The following is a 13805-nucleotide window of genomic DNA, read 5'->3' on the forward strand; positions in this document are numbered from 1 at the left end:
TTCTACTGGTCGCGGGTCCCGACTGAAGCGGTCGGTCAACGGCTTCTAGGCGTGCCAGAGGGCGGCGAGCCGGCGGGTGGCCAGGCGCTTCGGGACCAGGCGCAGCAGGGTGTCGCGTAGCCACGCCGGCGGACCGGTCAGGGAGGTCAGCCGCGACTGCCGGGCCGCCGCCAGCAGGATGCGGTTGGCGCGGGGACGGCGCTCGGCGTCGTAGCGGCGTAGCCGCTGGACGACCTCTCCCGGTTCGGCGCCGGTCAGATGCCGGGTCACCGCGGCCGCGTCCTCGAAGGCCTGGCTGGCCCCCTGCCCGAGGTCGGGTGACATGGCATGCGCGGCGTCGCCGAGAAGCGCGATCCGGCCGGACACGTACGAGGTGAGCGGCTCGGCCAGCTTGACGATCGGGTCGACGTGGATGGCCTCGGCCGGGGTGTCCGCGATCACTTTGAGCACTCCGGGGTGCCATCCGGCCATCATGGCCAGCACCTCCCGGCGCCCCTCCTCGGGGCTGGGGGGCGGGCCGTCCTGCGGGGTGTCGGTGTACCAGTACAACGAGTCGTCGCCGAGAGGGAACAGGCCGAAGTTCACCCCGGTGCGCCGGTCGACCATGATGGCCGCCAGCAGGCCGTTCTCCTCCGCCTCCGGGCTCCGGGGGAGTGTGCCGCGAAGGTCCATCCGGCCGGTCCGTCCCGGCCCGGGATGGCCGGGGAACAGGTGTGTACGCAGCTTGCTGCGGACTCCGTCGGCCGCGATCGCGGCGTCCACCGTCTCGACGGTACGGCCCTCGCTGATCACCGTGACCCCGTTGGGGCCGGGCTCCAGGCGTTCGATGGGCATGCCGGTGCGTACCAGGCCGTCGGGCAGCGGGGCGCGCAGCGACCGGTGCAGCTCCGCCCGGTCGACGACGGCGGCGGCGCCGACCTCTCGCTGCGCCTGGGCCGAGTCGGTGACCAGCAGCGGCCGTCCGCGCCAGTCGCGCAGGCCCGCGTCGGTGGAGGGCAGGGACAGCGTACGGACGTAGCCGTCCAGGCCGAGCTGCCGCAACGCCCGGGTGCCGTTCGGCATGATCACCACCCCGGTGCCCGCCTCCCTGAGTTCGGCGCCCCGCTCGTACAGGCTCACCTGGTGACCCTGGCGGTGCAGCCCGACCGCCGCCGCGACTCCCCCCAGCCCCGCGCCCACCACCGCGATCCGCATGCGCCCTCCATTCACTACGATCGTACTAGTACGACAGTAGCAGTCACAGGAGAGTGAGCATTCTGGTGAGGGCGGTTTCCGCCCACGCCTGCCAGGCGGCGTGGCTCCAGCGGCGCTCCGTGACCAGCAGCGTGTAGGTCTCGGGAGACAAGATCGTCAGCGCGATGTCGGCGGCGGTCTCCGGGTCCATGTCGTCGCGCAGCGGCGTCTTGCCCGCCAGGGCCCGGGCGAAGACCCGCTGCACCGTCAGGCGCTGCCGCAGGTTGGTGGCCCAGAGTTCGCTCAGGTCGGGATCGGTGGGCGCCGCGCTGCGTACGACGTCGAGCAGGGGCGCGGCGCGCAGGTAGATGTCGCCCGCCCCCGCGGCCTGGCGGCGGAGCTGCCCGCGCGGGTCGGGGTCGGCGACCGCCTCCCGCGCCCACGGGCGGTCCAGCGTGGGGATCGGCTGGTCGTCGCCGGCGACGGCCCGGTCGAGCGCGGCGGCGAGGATCGCCTTCTTGGTGCCGAAGGAGTAGTAGATGGTCTGCTCGCTCACTCCGGCCGCCGCGGCGATGGCGCCGATGCTCGTCGGGGTGTAGCCGGCGCCGGTGAACAGGTCGGCCGCCGCCGCGACGACGCGTGCCCTGGTGGCCTGTGCCCGTGCGGTGCGGCCGTCCACCTGCTGTGATCTTTCTCCCATCTACTTGACTGTAGCAGCACTACAAAAACATTCTTGTAGCCGGACTACAAAATGAGGTCAGATGAACAGACGCGAAAGCATCAAGCTGGGCGCCCTGGTCGCCGTGTCGGGCGCGGCCTTCGCCGAGAACCAGGTGGTCGCCGCGGGCAAGGAGGTGCTCGTCACCGCCGACCTCATGTTCGACGGCCGGCGCTTCGTCGAGGACGCCGCGGTGCTCGTCAGGGACGGCAAGGTGGTGCGGTCCGGCCCGGCACGGGCGGTGGGCGGGTCCTCGGCCCGCAGGTTCGCCCTGGGTGCGGCGACCATCGCGCCCGGGATGATCGACCTGCACGTGCACGCCACGCACAACCACGTGCCCTTCGACCGGATCCTGCGCCACGGGGTGACCACCGTCCGCGACCTCGGCGGCCACGTGCGGGGCGGCCCGCAAGGACCCGGGCGGCTGCGCTACCTGGGCTCCGGGCCGCTGGTCACCGCGCCGGGCGGCTATCCGATCCCCACCTGGGGGACGGGGCTGGCCGCCGTGGTCACCGGGGCGGACTCGGCTCGCCGTACCGTCTCCAAGCTCGTCGACCAGGGAGCGGCCGTCATCAAGATCGCGCTGGAGCCCGGCGGGGAGTCCGGGGCGCCGTGGGGCGGGGAGCACGCCTCGACGCCTCCGCCGTGGCCGATGCTCTCGCCTGAGACGGCGCTCGCCGTGGTGCGAGAGGCGCACCGGCGCGGACGCAAGGTGAGCGCGCACATCGGCGAGGAGCGCGGGGCCCGTCTCGCGCTGGCGGCGGGCGCGGACGAATGGGCGCACAGCCCCGCCGACCCGCTGCCGGCCGACGTGCTCAAGAAGGCCGTCCGGCAGGGTGTACGCATGATCGGCACCCTCGACACCCAGTCCAGGACCAAGGGGGCGATGAAGAACGCCAAGGAGTTCGTCGCCCTGGGCGGCAGGCTGCTCTACGGCACCGACATGGCCCACCCCGAGATCCCGCACGGGTTCGACTCACAGGAGCTCAGCCTGATGATGTACGCCGGGCTCTCCCTGGAGCAGGCGCTCGCCGCGGCCACCTCGCTGGCCGGCGAGCACCTGGGGCTGGCGCCGCTCGGCACCCTGCGGCCCGGCGCGCCCGCCGACCTCATCGCCGCCGCCGGGGACATCCGCAAGGGGCACGGCGGCGTGAAGAACCTCGAGTTCCCCCTGCTTGTGATGGCGGGCGGACGTACGGTCGTCACCCCCTAGCCTGCACGCTCTTCATGAACGCGGGCGCTGACGAATCGCACGTTCCTCATAAGGACAGGGCTCGACATGGATATGGGTGTTACCGAACGGACGGAAGAGGCGTGCGGGTCGCGCGATCGGCGGGGAGGAAGCCAGGGATGAACACCGTCCTCATTCTCGGCGGCTACGGGGCGGTCGGCCGCGAAGCCGCCGCCGCGCTCACCGGAGTTCCCGGTACCCGGGTGATCGTGGCCGGCCGTAACCCCGGCCGGGCGGCGCCCGTTCCGGGCACCACCGCCATGCGCGTGGACGCCGCCGACCCGGCCGATCTGGACAGGGCGCTGGAGGGGGTCACGACGGTCCTGATGTGCGCCGAGATCGACAACGCCCGCGTCGCCCGCGCCTGCCTGAAAAGGGGCATCGGCTACGTGGACGTGTCGGCCTCCCACGACCTGCTGGCCGAGATCGGCGGCCTCGACGACGTGGCCCGCGCGTCCGGCGCGACCGCCGCGCTCAGCGTCGGCCTGGTCCCCGGGGTCACCAACCTGCTGGCCCGCGTCTGCGCCGAGCGTTCACCGGCCACGGAACTGCGCGTCGGCGTCCTGCTCGGCTCTGGTGAACACCACGGCCCGGCCGCGATCGCCTGGACCCTGGACGGGCTGGGCGCCCTTGACGGCTCCTGGACGATGAACTTTCCCGTGCCGTACGGCTCCCGCGTGGTCCACCGCTTCCCGTTCTCCGATCAGTACACGTTGCCAGGGACGCTCGGCGTGCCTGCCGTACGCACCGGGTTGTGCCTGGACTCCCGGCTGTTCACCAGACTGCTGGCCGTGGCCGGCCGGCCCGCGGTCGCCCGCCTGCTGCGCCGGAAGGGGGTCCGCTCCCTGCTCCTCGGCGCGCTGGCGAGGTTCCACTTCGGCGGCGACGGGTTCGCCGTGACCGTCACCTCGGGCAGGGGCGGGGCGTCCTTCAGCGGGCGGCGGCAGAGCCGCGTCACCGGCCGCGCCGCCGCGCTGCTCATCCGCGACCTGCCCGCGCTACCGCCCGGCGTCCGGCACATCGAGCAGCTGGTGGACCCGATCGCCTTCCTGACCGAGCTCGCCAGCGACGGCTTCGACCTCCGGATCGACGACGGCCCGTGACACCCGGTCGGGCGTCGGATCGGAACCGTACCGTGGCCACCGCCATTACGATGACGTGGCGTGAGCGGGTTCGTCCTTTTTCTCCCGCGCCAGCTTGCTCCGGATGACGAGGGCCATCCCGGCCAGCGTGAGCCCCATGCCGGCGACCTGCAGTGACGTCGGCGCCCCGGCCAGGTGCAACAGCGCCGAACTCACTCCCACCAGCGGCGGTACGGCGAGGCCCAGCAGCGCCGAGTAGGACGGTCCGCCGGTCAGCAGGATGCGGTGCTGGAGGAGGTAGACGGGCACGTAGATGACGATGCCCAGGAGCACGAGCATGCCCAGCACCGTCCAGCTGACCCGCTCTCCTGCCGCGACGTCCGTCGCCGCCCAAGCGGCGAGCGGTATCGTCCCGACCGCGAAGATCGGCAGGATGCGTGGCGCCATCGCCCCCTGGTAGCCGCGGTTCGTCCTGCTGAAGTAGAGGCCGTAGAAGGCCATGGAGAACATCGCCGCGAGCGCGACCAGCGCCCCGAGCGCCACGTCGTCGCCGAGCGACCCCGCCAGCCTGGGCACCGTGTACAGCGCGGCACCGGCGACCGCGATCACGGTTCCGGCGATGGTGCGTGGTGAGGGCCGGGTGCGCAGCATCACGCTCTCGGCGATCAGCACCACGGCCGGGGTCAGGGAGAGGGTCAGCGCGGGCAGGGCCGGTCCGGCGAGGCTGATCGCGACGGTCGAGAGCACCGTGTACGCGGTCACCCCGGTCAGTGCCAGCAGCCCGATCTGCCACCACCGATAGCCCGTGGCCCGGGAGGCGGGCGGCGCGGAGGCGGGCGACCACCAGGTGAGCGCCACCAGGCCCAGGACGGTGAACGCGGTACGGCCCGCCGACACGATCCCGGTGCTCGCGTCGCGCAGGGAGGCCTCCACGACCAGCCAGGTCGAGGCCAGCAGGAGGACCAGCGCGGCGGACTGCCAGATCAGCCGCCCTCTGCCACCGCTCACCGCGTGACGGTTTCGTAGACGGCGCAGGTGCGTTCCACCATGAGGGCGGCCGTGTACAGCTCGCGGTGCCGGTCGCGGGCGCGGGCGGTCATGGCGGCGCCGCGGTCCTCGCGGGCCAGGACGTTCAGCGCGGCGCGGGCCAGCGCGTGCGGGTTGTCGGGGGCGACCAGCAGGCCGTCGACCTCGTGCCGGACCAGTTCGGGGATGCCGCCCACCGCCGTCGACACGATCGGGATGCCCGAGGCCATCGCCTCCAGGATGACGAGGCTGGCCGCGTCGCCGCGGGAGGAGGCGAGCAGCACGTCCGCGCCGATCCCGGCGGTCAGGGCGCCCGGCACGCTGCCGTGGAAACGTACGTGCCCGGCGATCCCGAGAGCGGAGACCAGCCTGTGGAGCAGGGTCTCGTCGGGGCCCGTCCCGACGAGGTGCAGCGTCGCGCCGGGCAGCTGGCCGAGCATGAGCTCGAACGCGAGGACGGCGACATCGGCGCCCTTCTCCGGCGACAGCCGCCCGCAGTACAGCACCCGCGGACCCGCGCCCGCCTCCAGCCGGAAGCCCGACGGCGAGGGGACGTCGACGCCGTTCGGCACATAGTGGACGCGGCCCGCGTCGCCGAGGAACTTGCCGATGGCCCGCTGGGCGAACTCTGCCACCGCGATGACCGGGAAGTCCGCGCCCGTGGCCAGGGCGGCCTCGAGGAACGGGTCCACCGGCTTGTACATGTGCTGCGTGTACAGCAGCGGCGCCCCGATCGCCGTGGAGAGCTCCTGGCCACGGAACCCGGCGTGCATCAGGTGGGCGTGGATCAGCTCCGGCCGCCAGCCGGCGCCGGCGGCGAGGAGGGCGGCCGGGTCGCCGGGCTGTCCGGGAACCGGGACCGGGAGCAGAGTCGGGTCGACGAAGACGTCGGCGCCCGCCTCCCGGCAGTGCCCGGTCAGCACCCCGTCGCTCCCGGCCACCACGGCGACCTTCAGCCCGCGGGCGATCTGGTGGGTCACCTGGGTGGCGACGTGGCTGACGGTTCCACCGGTCGTGGGGCCGCACTGCACCAGATGCATGACACGCATGCGTTGCGTCCTTTCCTGTCGGGTCGAGGGGTCAGTTGCCTTCGACGGAGCGGGCCATGAGGGCGTTGCCCGCGGTGAGCCCGCCGTCGACGGTCAGGACCGACCCGGTGATCCAGGCGGCGCTGTCGGAGGCCAGGAAGCAGATCGACGTCGCCACGTCCTCCGGCTCCCCGACCCGGCCCAGCGGGTACCACTTCTTGAGCGCGTCGAAGGTGGCGGGGTTCTTGGCGATCTGCTCGTCCCAGGCCGGGGTGCGGATGGTTCCGGGGCTGATCGCGTTCACCCGGATGCCGTGCCCGCCGTACTCCACGGCCAGCGAGCGGGTCAGCGAGACGATCGCCGCCTTGGCCGCGCTGTAGGAGGGGTGGCCGAAGAAGGCGAAGGCGTTCACCGACACGACGTTCACGATCACGCCGTCGCCACGCGCCATCATCGCGGGCAGCGACGTCTGTACGCAGCGCACCGCACCCTTGACGATCACGTCGAAGTCGGTGTCCCAGAGCCGCTCCGGCGCCTCATGGAAGCGGGGCGGTACCGGGCAGGCCACGATGGCGTTGTTGACCAGCACGTCCACCGGGCCGCCCAGTTCTCGCGCGGCCGCGGCGAATCCCGCGGACACGCTCTCGGCGGATGTGACGTCCAGCCGGAGACCGAGCGCCCGGCCACCGCCGGCGGCGATCTCCCGGGCGAGGTCGGCGGCGCCGGACTCGTCGATGTCGGTGACGGCCACCGCCGCGCCCGACGCCGCCAGCCGCCGTGCCGTCACCCGGCCGACGCCTCCGGCCGCGCCGGTCACCAGCGCCACCCGCCCGCTCAGGTCGAATCGGTCCTGACGCCCGCTCATGCCGCCTCCACCTGTCCGTTGTCGAAGTAGGCCCGCAGCGACTCCTCCAGCTCGGGAATCCGCAGTACGGCGCCGCCGTTCCGTAACGAGCGGGTGGCCAGGTCACCGGCGGCCACGGCCGTGCGCGCGTCCACCGGCGAGGTGTCGGTACGCCCGCCCTCACGCACGAACCGCACGAACTCCTCGATCACCTTCGCGTCCGCCCCGCCATGCCCGCCGACCGGCCCCGGGATACGGAACTCCGCGTCCCCGGCCGGGTCGTAGCCGCGACGGCTCGAGTTCCACACCCGGATCGTGCCGCCCGGCTCGTCACCGAAGTTCTCCAGCCGCCCGGCGTCGCCGATCACCGTGAAGGAGCGCCAGTAGTCGGGGGTGTAGTGACATTGCTGGTACGCGGCCAGCACCCCGTTGCCCAGGCGCAGGTTCAGCAGCGCCAGGTCCTCGACGTCGATCACCGGGTTGAGGTCACGCTGCCTGGACGGCGGCCAGTGCTCCAGGCTCAGCCAGTTCTCCGCCTTGGGCACTCCGGCGGCGCGCCGCGGCAGGTCGCCGTAGACGGTCAGCCCGCCGAGCGCCTGCACCTCCTCGGTGTGGCCGCCGACGATCCAGTGCATGGCGTCGAGGTCGTGGCAGGCCTTCTGCAGCAGCAGGCTGTTCACCTTGGACCGTTCGGCGTGCCAGTCCTTGAAGAAGTAGTCGCCGCCGTGGCCCACGAAGTGGCGGATCCACACCGCCTTCGGGGTGCCGATCCGGCCTTCGAGCACAAGACGGCGCATCAGGCGTACCACCTCCATGTGCCGCATGTTGTGCCCGACGTACAGCCGGGAGCCCGACTCCCTGGCGGCACGCAGGACGGCGTCGGCGTCCGCCACCGTCGTCGCCATCGGTTTTTCCAGGTAGACGGCCTTGCCGGCGCGCAGCGCGTCGATCGCCACCTGGGCGTGGGTGTGGTCGGGGGTCGCCACCAGTACAGCGTCGACGTCGTCGCGGTCCAGCAGGCGGCGGTAGTCGGTCTCGGCGGCGTTCGCGCCGAAGAAGCCGGCCTCCGTGCGGAGGGTGGTCTCATCCAGGTCGCAGACTGCGGTGATGCGCGATCCGCGGCCTGACTCGCGGTGGGCGGCGACGGCGAGGCTACGCCTCTGTCCCAGCCCGATGGCGGCAATGCGGAGATCGTCCATGCTCTGTCGGCCTCTCCATCACGTTGAGTCGTCAAGGCGTGGTGCCGTTGCGATCAAGATGCCTAATGGTGATTGAAAAGACAAGACTTGAAGCGATTTCGCGCACGGATCGTCATATATGGAGGAGACCATAATTAATGGAGCGGAGCCACCGGCCCGTGCTCCGGGTTGAAGAACCGCTGGTTGAGATGCTCGACCCCGAGGCAGACGGCCCCGATGGCCACGCATTCGTCCCCGAGCGTCGAGGCGCGCAGCTCGGGGGTGCGCAGGCACATCGTCTCCAGCTCGGCGCGCAGCGGTGGCATCAGGACGTCGGCCGAGCGGGAGAACCCGCCGCCGATGACGATCACCTGGGGGTCGACGGTCAGCGTCATGGCGGCGGTGGCCAGGGCGAGCACCTTGACGTAGCGCAGGACCGCGTTGAGCGCGGCGGCGTCACCGAGCCGGGCCGCGTCGAAGACGGCCTGTCCCGAGTTTCCCGCGGTCAGCAGGTCGCTGGAGTCGGCCAGGTGGAACAGCGGGTGGAGGCCGATCTCGCCGGCCGCGCCGGTGGAGCCGCGCAGCGGGACGCCGTCCAGGATGATGGCCGCGCCGGCCCGGCGCCCGATGTGCAGGTAGACGATGTTGCGCGCGTCGCGGGCGGACCCGCGGCGGCATTCGGCGAGCGCGGCGAGCCGGCTGTCGTTGTCCACCAGGACCTCACCGGCCAGCCGGCCGGTGAGGTGGCCGGCCAGGGGTACGCCGGACCAGTCGTGGATGGCGCGGGAGACGACGATGTTGCCCTCGTTGTCGACGTAGCCCGTGCTCCCGGCGGTGGTGATCCAGACGTCGGCCGGTGAGGTGCCGGTGGCGGCCAGGCACGCGTCGACGGCCCGGTCGACGGCGGCCAGGCGCTCCTGCCTGGTGTGCCCGGGGGTGATCGGCTCGCGGGAGACGTGCCGGACCTCGCCGTCGAGGTCGCTGATGGCGGCCAGGATTTTGTGCGCCCCTATGTCGAGGCCGAGCACCCGGCCGTTCTCTGCGCGGAAGCGGTAGCGCCGGGCGGGGCGGCCCTTGCCGCCGCCGGTGCTCGGATCCATCTCGGCGACCCAGCCCATGGCGATGAGGTCGCGGACCACTTCCTTGATCGTCGCCCTGGCCAGCTCGGTGTGCTCGGCGAGGCGGGTGAGCGGGAGCGGTCCGGCTCCGCGCAGGGCGGAGACGACGGCGAGGGCGTTGAGCCGCCGCAGCCGCTGGAGGTCGCCGCCGCTGACAGCGAGGGTCACTGCGTTGATCCCCTCTTGACGGTTATTAATTGTGGAGTCCACTATAAGTGCGATTTCGGGGATCAGCACTAAGAGACGATCTTGTCACCCCTCGCTGTGTCATCCCATGAGAGAGGTCACATGCTCAAGATTCTTGCCAGCTTAGTCATGCTGCTCGGCCTGGCCGTACCGGCTCAGGCGGCAGCCACCCCGCAGCTCGAGGCGTACTTCACCGCCCCGGGCGTCACCGGCCCCACCGACGACTCGCTGGAGACCAAGCTCACCGGGCTGATCGACCAGGCGGCGCCGGGCTCCACCCTCCGGCTGGCCACGTTCGTGCTCGAACGGGCGGTCATCAAGAACAAGCTCGTCCAGGCCGCGGGGCGCGGCGTGGACGTCCGGGTCGTGGCGGAGAAGACCGGGCACAACGCCCTTCTCGACCAGCTGGCCGCCGATCTCGGTCCTGGCCACGTGGTGCTCTGCGCGGACGCGTGCAACAGCACCGCCAAGGACGTCATGCACCACAAGTTCGCCGTCTTCAGCCGGTTGCTGGACGGCCGGACCGACGTGGTGGCACAGAGCTCGCAGAACCTCGACGCCAAGTTCGGCGCACACCAGAACATGCTGGTCAGCTCGGGCGACGCCGGGCTGGCGGCCGGCTATCGCGGCGTCTTCGACAAGCTGTGGTCGCAGCAGATCCACACCTGGTCGGGCTCCTTCACCTCCGACAGCGGCAAGGTCACCGTCTGGATGACGCCACGCGCCGACGACCCGATGGCGGCGGCGATCGGCGCGGTCCGGTGCCCGGGTTCGATCCGGCTGGCGCACTCCCAGTTCGCGCTCGACCGCGTCGCGGTCCGGACCGCGCTGGTGAACCGCAAGAAGCAGGGCTGCTCGATCCAGATCTTCGTACCGGAGGGCAACCAGACGACGGACGTGGCCAAGGAGCTCGCCAAGGACGGCCTCGTCGTTCACACCTTCCGCCCCGGCGGCTGCCACGAGCCCGTCACCACCTGCGACGTGGGCACGCTCCACTCCAAGATCATGCTGACCGAGGACGCGCTGGGCAGGCAGTACGTCTACACCGGCTCGCACAACATCAACATGGGCTCGCTGACCACGGCAGACGACTCCTTCGTCAAGATCGACGATGCCGCAATCCACGCCGCCTACGCCGCCAACATGGATCTGCTGTACGAGCAGGCGATCAAGGTCGTGCCCGCCGCGTACCCGGACGCCGCCCTGCAGATGGCGGCCAACGACGCGGCCGACGAGCGCACTCCCAGAGCCTCGACGGAACGCAACGGCTACACCGCCCTCACCTGGGAGAGCGGCGCGCGGGTCTTCGCCAGAATCTACCGGTACGGCAGGCCCGTCACCGCCCCGATCCGCGTCGACATGGGCGGAGCGGGCTGCGCCACCGGCTGGAACCACGTCCAGCCCGCGGCCGGAGTCGACGACGGCGGTAACGCCTCCATCGCCTGGGCCGAGGACGGCGACTGCCGCGGCGAGCACAACATCGCCGTGCGCAGGCTCTCCGTCACCGGCCAGCTCGGCGCCACGATCTGGGTCAACCAGCCGGAATGGCGCGGTGACCAGACGCGGCCCCGGATCGCGGTCACCGGTACCGGGGCGTTCACCGTGGTGTGGGAGGACGCTCACACCTCGTCCGTCCGCGCCGCCGGATACTCCTCGGCCGCGACCCGGCTCTGGGGCCCGGACGAGGCCGGCGCCGGCAACCGGCCCGACGTCGCGGTGGACGCCTCCGGCGTCGCCACCGTGGTCTGGCAACAGGCCCCTCACGTGTACGGCAAGCGGCTCGGCACGAACGGGGCCGTGGTGGCCGGCCGTACCCAGATCAACGCCAACAACGCGGGCCAGCACCTCGCACCGGCGGTCGCGACCACCTCGTCGGGAAACAGCGTGGTGGCCTGGAGCGACAACCTCGGCGGCATCTGGCGGGTGCGGACCCGTGGATTCACCCCGGCGCTGGCCGGCCGGTTCGCCGAGAAGCCGGTGAAGAACGGCCGCTACACCCTCGGCGACCAGGCCGACGGCAACCTGGAGTACCCGCCCCTCTGCCACCTGAACGCCTGCGCCGTGCAGGGGACGCCGTCGATCGCCGCGGAGCCGTCGGGAAGCTTCGTCGTCGGCTGGACCGAGACCGACCTCTGGAACCAGGACCGCACGCACGAGGTGTACGCCAAGGGCTTCAACGCCGACGGCTCCGCGACCGGACGCTTTCCCGCCGAGCGCATGAACCCGAACACGGTCGGCAACCAGTTCGCCACCGCGGTCAGCGCCGGGCCGGGCGGATTCACCTACTTCTACACCGAGGACTTCAACGTCAACGGCTACGCGGACATCGTGGCCAGAACCGGATTCACGAACACTTCCCCCTGAGGTCCTCCGACACCACGTGATCGGCTTCCGGGCCCGGGTCGGCGGGCTTGGCTGAGCGCGTGGCGAACCACCCGGCGACGGCCGCCAGGACAGCGCCGGCCGCGGCGGCGACGAAGGCGGCGGGGTCGCCGCCCGCCGCCCCGTTGCCGCCCGGTCCGGTGAGCTGGCCGGCGACGGCGGTGCCCAGCCCGTAACCGGCCCACATGAACGTGTTGAGCCAGGCGAAGACCTCCGTGCGGTAGCGGGCGGGCGCGCGGTCGGCGAGCAGCGCCGGTACGACGGCGTCGCGCGGCCCCGTCGCCAGCCCGACCAGCGTGATCAGCACGGCGAGCGTGATGAACTCGGGCGCCCAGCCCGCCCCGAGCAGGAGGAGGGACTCGGCGAGCGAGAACAGGACGAGAAAGCGGCCGGAGGCGATCGGCCAGGACCGCGCGCCGTACCCGAGGGTGCCGACGAGGGCCCCGGCAGACAGCAGGCCCATCAGGACGCCGGCGGAGGCGGCTGAGCCGAAGGCGTCGGCCGAGGCGACCGCGGCGACGCGCAGGCAGCCGAAGGTGAACGTGCCGGACGCGGCGACGGCCAGCAGCAGGAGAGTGGGCCGGTGGGTGAGCGGCCCGGCCAGGCGGAACCTGCCCGGTGCCGCGGGTTCCGCCAGCCGTACCGCCGGCGAGGTCAGGAGCAGCGCGGTGCCGAGCAGGACCGCGGCGCCGGCGGCCGCCACCACGTTGTGGGCGGAGACCGCGAGGGTCAGCAGCGGCACGAGCATGGGGCCGGCGATGAACATCATCTCGTTGACCGCGTTGTCGGCCGCGTACGCCGCGGGCAGGCGGGCCTCGGGGACCAGGCGGGGCCAGGCGCCCCGGATGACCGAACCCGCGGGCGGAGTGGTGGCGCCGAGCAGGACCGCGGCGCCGATCATCAGGGCGGGCGGGGTGAGGAGGAGCAGGGCGTAGGCCAGGGCGTGGGCGGCCAGGTAACCCTTCAGCGCCCGGCGCGGGCCGTACCGGTCGGCGACCCGGCCGCCGAGCGGCGCGCACAGCGCCAGTGCCAGCGCGTGGCCGGTGAGGACGAGCCCGGCGACGGCGTAGGAACCCAGTCTGTCGACCGCGGCCAGCAGCAGGGCAAGGCTGAGAACGGGCGTGCCCAGCTTGACGATGAGCCCGGCGGCGAGCAGGCGCGGGACACCCGGACAGGCGAGCAGGTGTCGGTAGGGTGCGAGCATGGCGACTCCGTTACCATCTAACTGGACTACACCCATAACATCGGGAAGGGGTGTTACTAGTCAAGTGGAAATAGCCTGTAACGTGACGCGGCAGGCTCCGCTGCTCGCCGAACTGGTCAACCTGGCGACGGCGCGCCTGCGGGGCGGCGCCTCGGTGGTGCCGCCGGTCGGCGCGGACCTGGCGGCGGCGTTCGCCGCGGGACTCGGTGACCGGACGGCCGCGGCGGTGCTCGCCGTACCGGATGCCGGGCCGCGCCTGGCCGAGCTGGCCACCGAGCTGCGGCAGGCCCTCCTTTCCGCGAGCCCGGCCGATCAGGCCGCTCGCGTCAATGCCATGATCGCCAGGTACGGCGCGCAGCCGTACCTGGTCGACGATGTTGGCCAGCCCTTTCACCTGCACTTTCACGGTTCCGGTGGAACCCCGGTGGAGGCTCTGGGCGGTGAGTTCGCCATGGTGCTCGCCCTTGTGGTGGACGGCTACGGGCCGGATCGTTTCGGCGAGTGCGCCGCGCACCAGTGCGAGGCGGTCTACATCGACCTGACCCGCAATGGGTCGCGTCGTTACTGCAGCGCGGCGTGTACCGCTCGTGCCAAGACCGCGGCCTATCGCGGCCGCCGCCAGGCTTGAGCCACGT

12 protein-coding genes are annotated in these 13805 nt (G+C 72.0%); 4 read left to right on the forward strand and 8 right to left on the reverse strand.

Features of this window, described 5'->3' with window-relative positions; all coding sequences use genetic code 11:
- Nucleotides 1-45: 45 nt before the first annotated feature.
- Nucleotides 46-1194, reverse strand: a complete 1149-nt coding sequence (locus ACFWYW_RS41045) for an FAD-dependent oxidoreductase (RefSeq protein ID WP_379610844.1) — start codon at nt 1192-1194, stop codon at nt 46-48.
- Nucleotides 1195-1237: 43 nt separating this feature from the next.
- A complete protein-coding gene (locus ACFWYW_RS41050; RefSeq protein WP_379610845.1) occupies nt 1238-1873 on the reverse strand; it encodes a TetR/AcrR family transcriptional regulator in 636 nt (211 codons plus the stop codon).
- Between the two features lie 61 nt (nt 1874-1934).
- On the opposite strand from ACFWYW_RS41050, the gene ACFWYW_RS41055 reads away from it, so the two are divergent.
- Nucleotides 1935-3104: an amidohydrolase family protein gene (locus ACFWYW_RS41055; protein WP_379610846.1), complete on the forward strand. Its 1170-nt coding sequence runs from the start codon at nt 1935-1937 to the stop codon at nt 3102-3104.
- A gap of 137 nt (nt 3105-3241) precedes the next feature.
- Complete coding sequence (locus ACFWYW_RS41060) at nt 3242-4225, forward strand: saccharopine dehydrogenase family protein (protein WP_379610847.1); 984 nt, start codon at nt 3242-3244, stop codon at nt 4223-4225.
- A gap of 45 nt (nt 4226-4270) precedes the next feature.
- On the opposite strand, the gene ACFWYW_RS41065 is transcribed toward ACFWYW_RS41060, so the two are convergent.
- From ACFWYW_RS41065 to ACFWYW_RS41085, 5 genes are all read right to left on the reverse strand, one after another.
- Nucleotides 4271-5212 (reverse strand): DMT family transporter, encoded by a 942-nt coding sequence (locus ACFWYW_RS41065; protein WP_379610848.1) that lies wholly within the window; start codon nt 5210-5212, stop codon nt 4271-4273.
- Nucleotides 5209-6279 carry a glycosyltransferase family 4 protein gene (locus ACFWYW_RS41070; RefSeq protein WP_379610849.1) on the reverse strand — a complete coding sequence of 357 codons (1071 nt, stop codon included), beginning with the start codon at nt 6277-6279 and terminating at the stop codon, nt 5209-5211. The genes ACFWYW_RS41065 and ACFWYW_RS41070 overlap by 4 nt, the downstream gene beginning before the upstream one ends.
- A gap of 31 nt (nt 6280-6310) precedes the next feature.
- Nucleotides 6311-7123 (reverse strand): SDR family NAD(P)-dependent oxidoreductase, encoded by an 813-nt coding sequence (locus tag ACFWYW_RS41075; protein ID WP_379610850.1) that lies wholly within the window; start codon nt 7121-7123, stop codon nt 6311-6313.
- Entirely contained in the window at nt 7120-8301 is a 1182-nt protein-coding gene (locus ACFWYW_RS41080) for a Gfo/Idh/MocA family protein (RefSeq protein WP_379610851.1), read from the reverse strand. The genes ACFWYW_RS41075 and ACFWYW_RS41080 overlap by 4 nt, the downstream gene beginning before the upstream one ends.
- Nucleotides 8302-8435: 134 nt before the next feature.
- Complete coding sequence (locus ACFWYW_RS41085; protein WP_379610852.1) at nt 8436-9566, reverse strand: ROK family protein; 1131 nt, start codon at nt 9564-9566, stop codon at nt 8436-8438.
- Nucleotides 9567-9686: 120 nt separating this feature from the next.
- On the opposite strand from ACFWYW_RS41085, the gene ACFWYW_RS41090 reads away from it, so the two are divergent.
- Nucleotides 9687-11948: a phosphatidylserine/phosphatidylglycerophosphate/cardiolipin synthase family protein gene (locus tag ACFWYW_RS41090; RefSeq protein WP_379641246.1), complete on the forward strand. Its 2262-nt coding sequence runs from the start codon at nt 9687-9689 to the stop codon at nt 11946-11948.
- Here ACFWYW_RS41090 and ACFWYW_RS41095 read toward each other — a convergent pair.
- Entirely contained in the window at nt 11929-13170 is a 1242-nt protein-coding gene (locus tag ACFWYW_RS41095) for an MFS transporter (protein WP_379610855.1), read from the reverse strand. The genes ACFWYW_RS41090 and ACFWYW_RS41095 overlap by 20 nt on opposite strands.
- An 82-nt stretch (nt 13171-13252) precedes the next feature.
- On the opposite strand from ACFWYW_RS41095, the gene ACFWYW_RS41100 reads away from it, so the two are divergent.
- Entirely contained in the window at nt 13253-13798 is a 546-nt protein-coding gene (locus ACFWYW_RS41100; protein WP_379610856.1) for a CGNR zinc finger domain-containing protein, read from the forward strand.
- Nucleotides 13799-13805: the final 7 nt, after the last annotated feature.

This window comes from Nonomuraea sp. NPDC059023 (assembly GCF_042740095.1).
Classification (GTDB): Bacteria; Actinomycetota; Actinomycetes; order Streptosporangiales; family Streptosporangiaceae; genus Nonomuraea.

Coding starts and splice junctions, on each gene's coding strand:
- ACFWYW_RS41080 (WP_379610851.1), bottom strand. CDS start 8,301: ATGGACGATCTCCGCATTGCCGCCATCGGGCTGGGACAGAGGCGTAGC.
- ACFWYW_RS41075 (WP_379610850.1), bottom strand. CDS start 7,123: ATGAGCGGGCGTCAGGACCGATTCGACCTGAGCGGGCGGGTGGCGCTG.
- ACFWYW_RS41090 (WP_379641246.1), top strand. CDS start 9,687: ATGCTCAAGATTCTTGCCAGCTTAGTCATGCTGCTCGGCCTGGCCGTA.
- ACFWYW_RS41095 (WP_379610855.1), bottom strand. CDS start 13,170: ATGCTCGCACCCTACCGACACCTGCTCGCCTGTCCGGGTGTCCCGCGC.
- ACFWYW_RS41050 (WP_379610845.1), bottom strand. CDS start 1,873: ATGGGAGAAAGATCACAGCAGGTGGACGGCCGCACCGCACGGGCACAG.
- ACFWYW_RS41060 (WP_379610847.1), top strand. CDS start 3,242: ATGAACACCGTCCTCATTCTCGGCGGCTACGGGGCGGTCGGCCGCGAA.
- ACFWYW_RS41055 (WP_379610846.1), top strand. CDS start 1,935: ATGAACAGACGCGAAAGCATCAAGCTGGGCGCCCTGGTCGCCGTGTCG.
- ACFWYW_RS41070 (WP_379610849.1), bottom strand. CDS start 6,279: ATGCGTGTCATGCATCTGGTGCAGTGCGGCCCCACGACCGGTGGAACC.
- ACFWYW_RS41045 (WP_379610844.1), bottom strand. CDS start 1,194: ATGCGGATCGCGGTGGTGGGCGCGGGGCTGGGGGGAGTCGCGGCGGCG.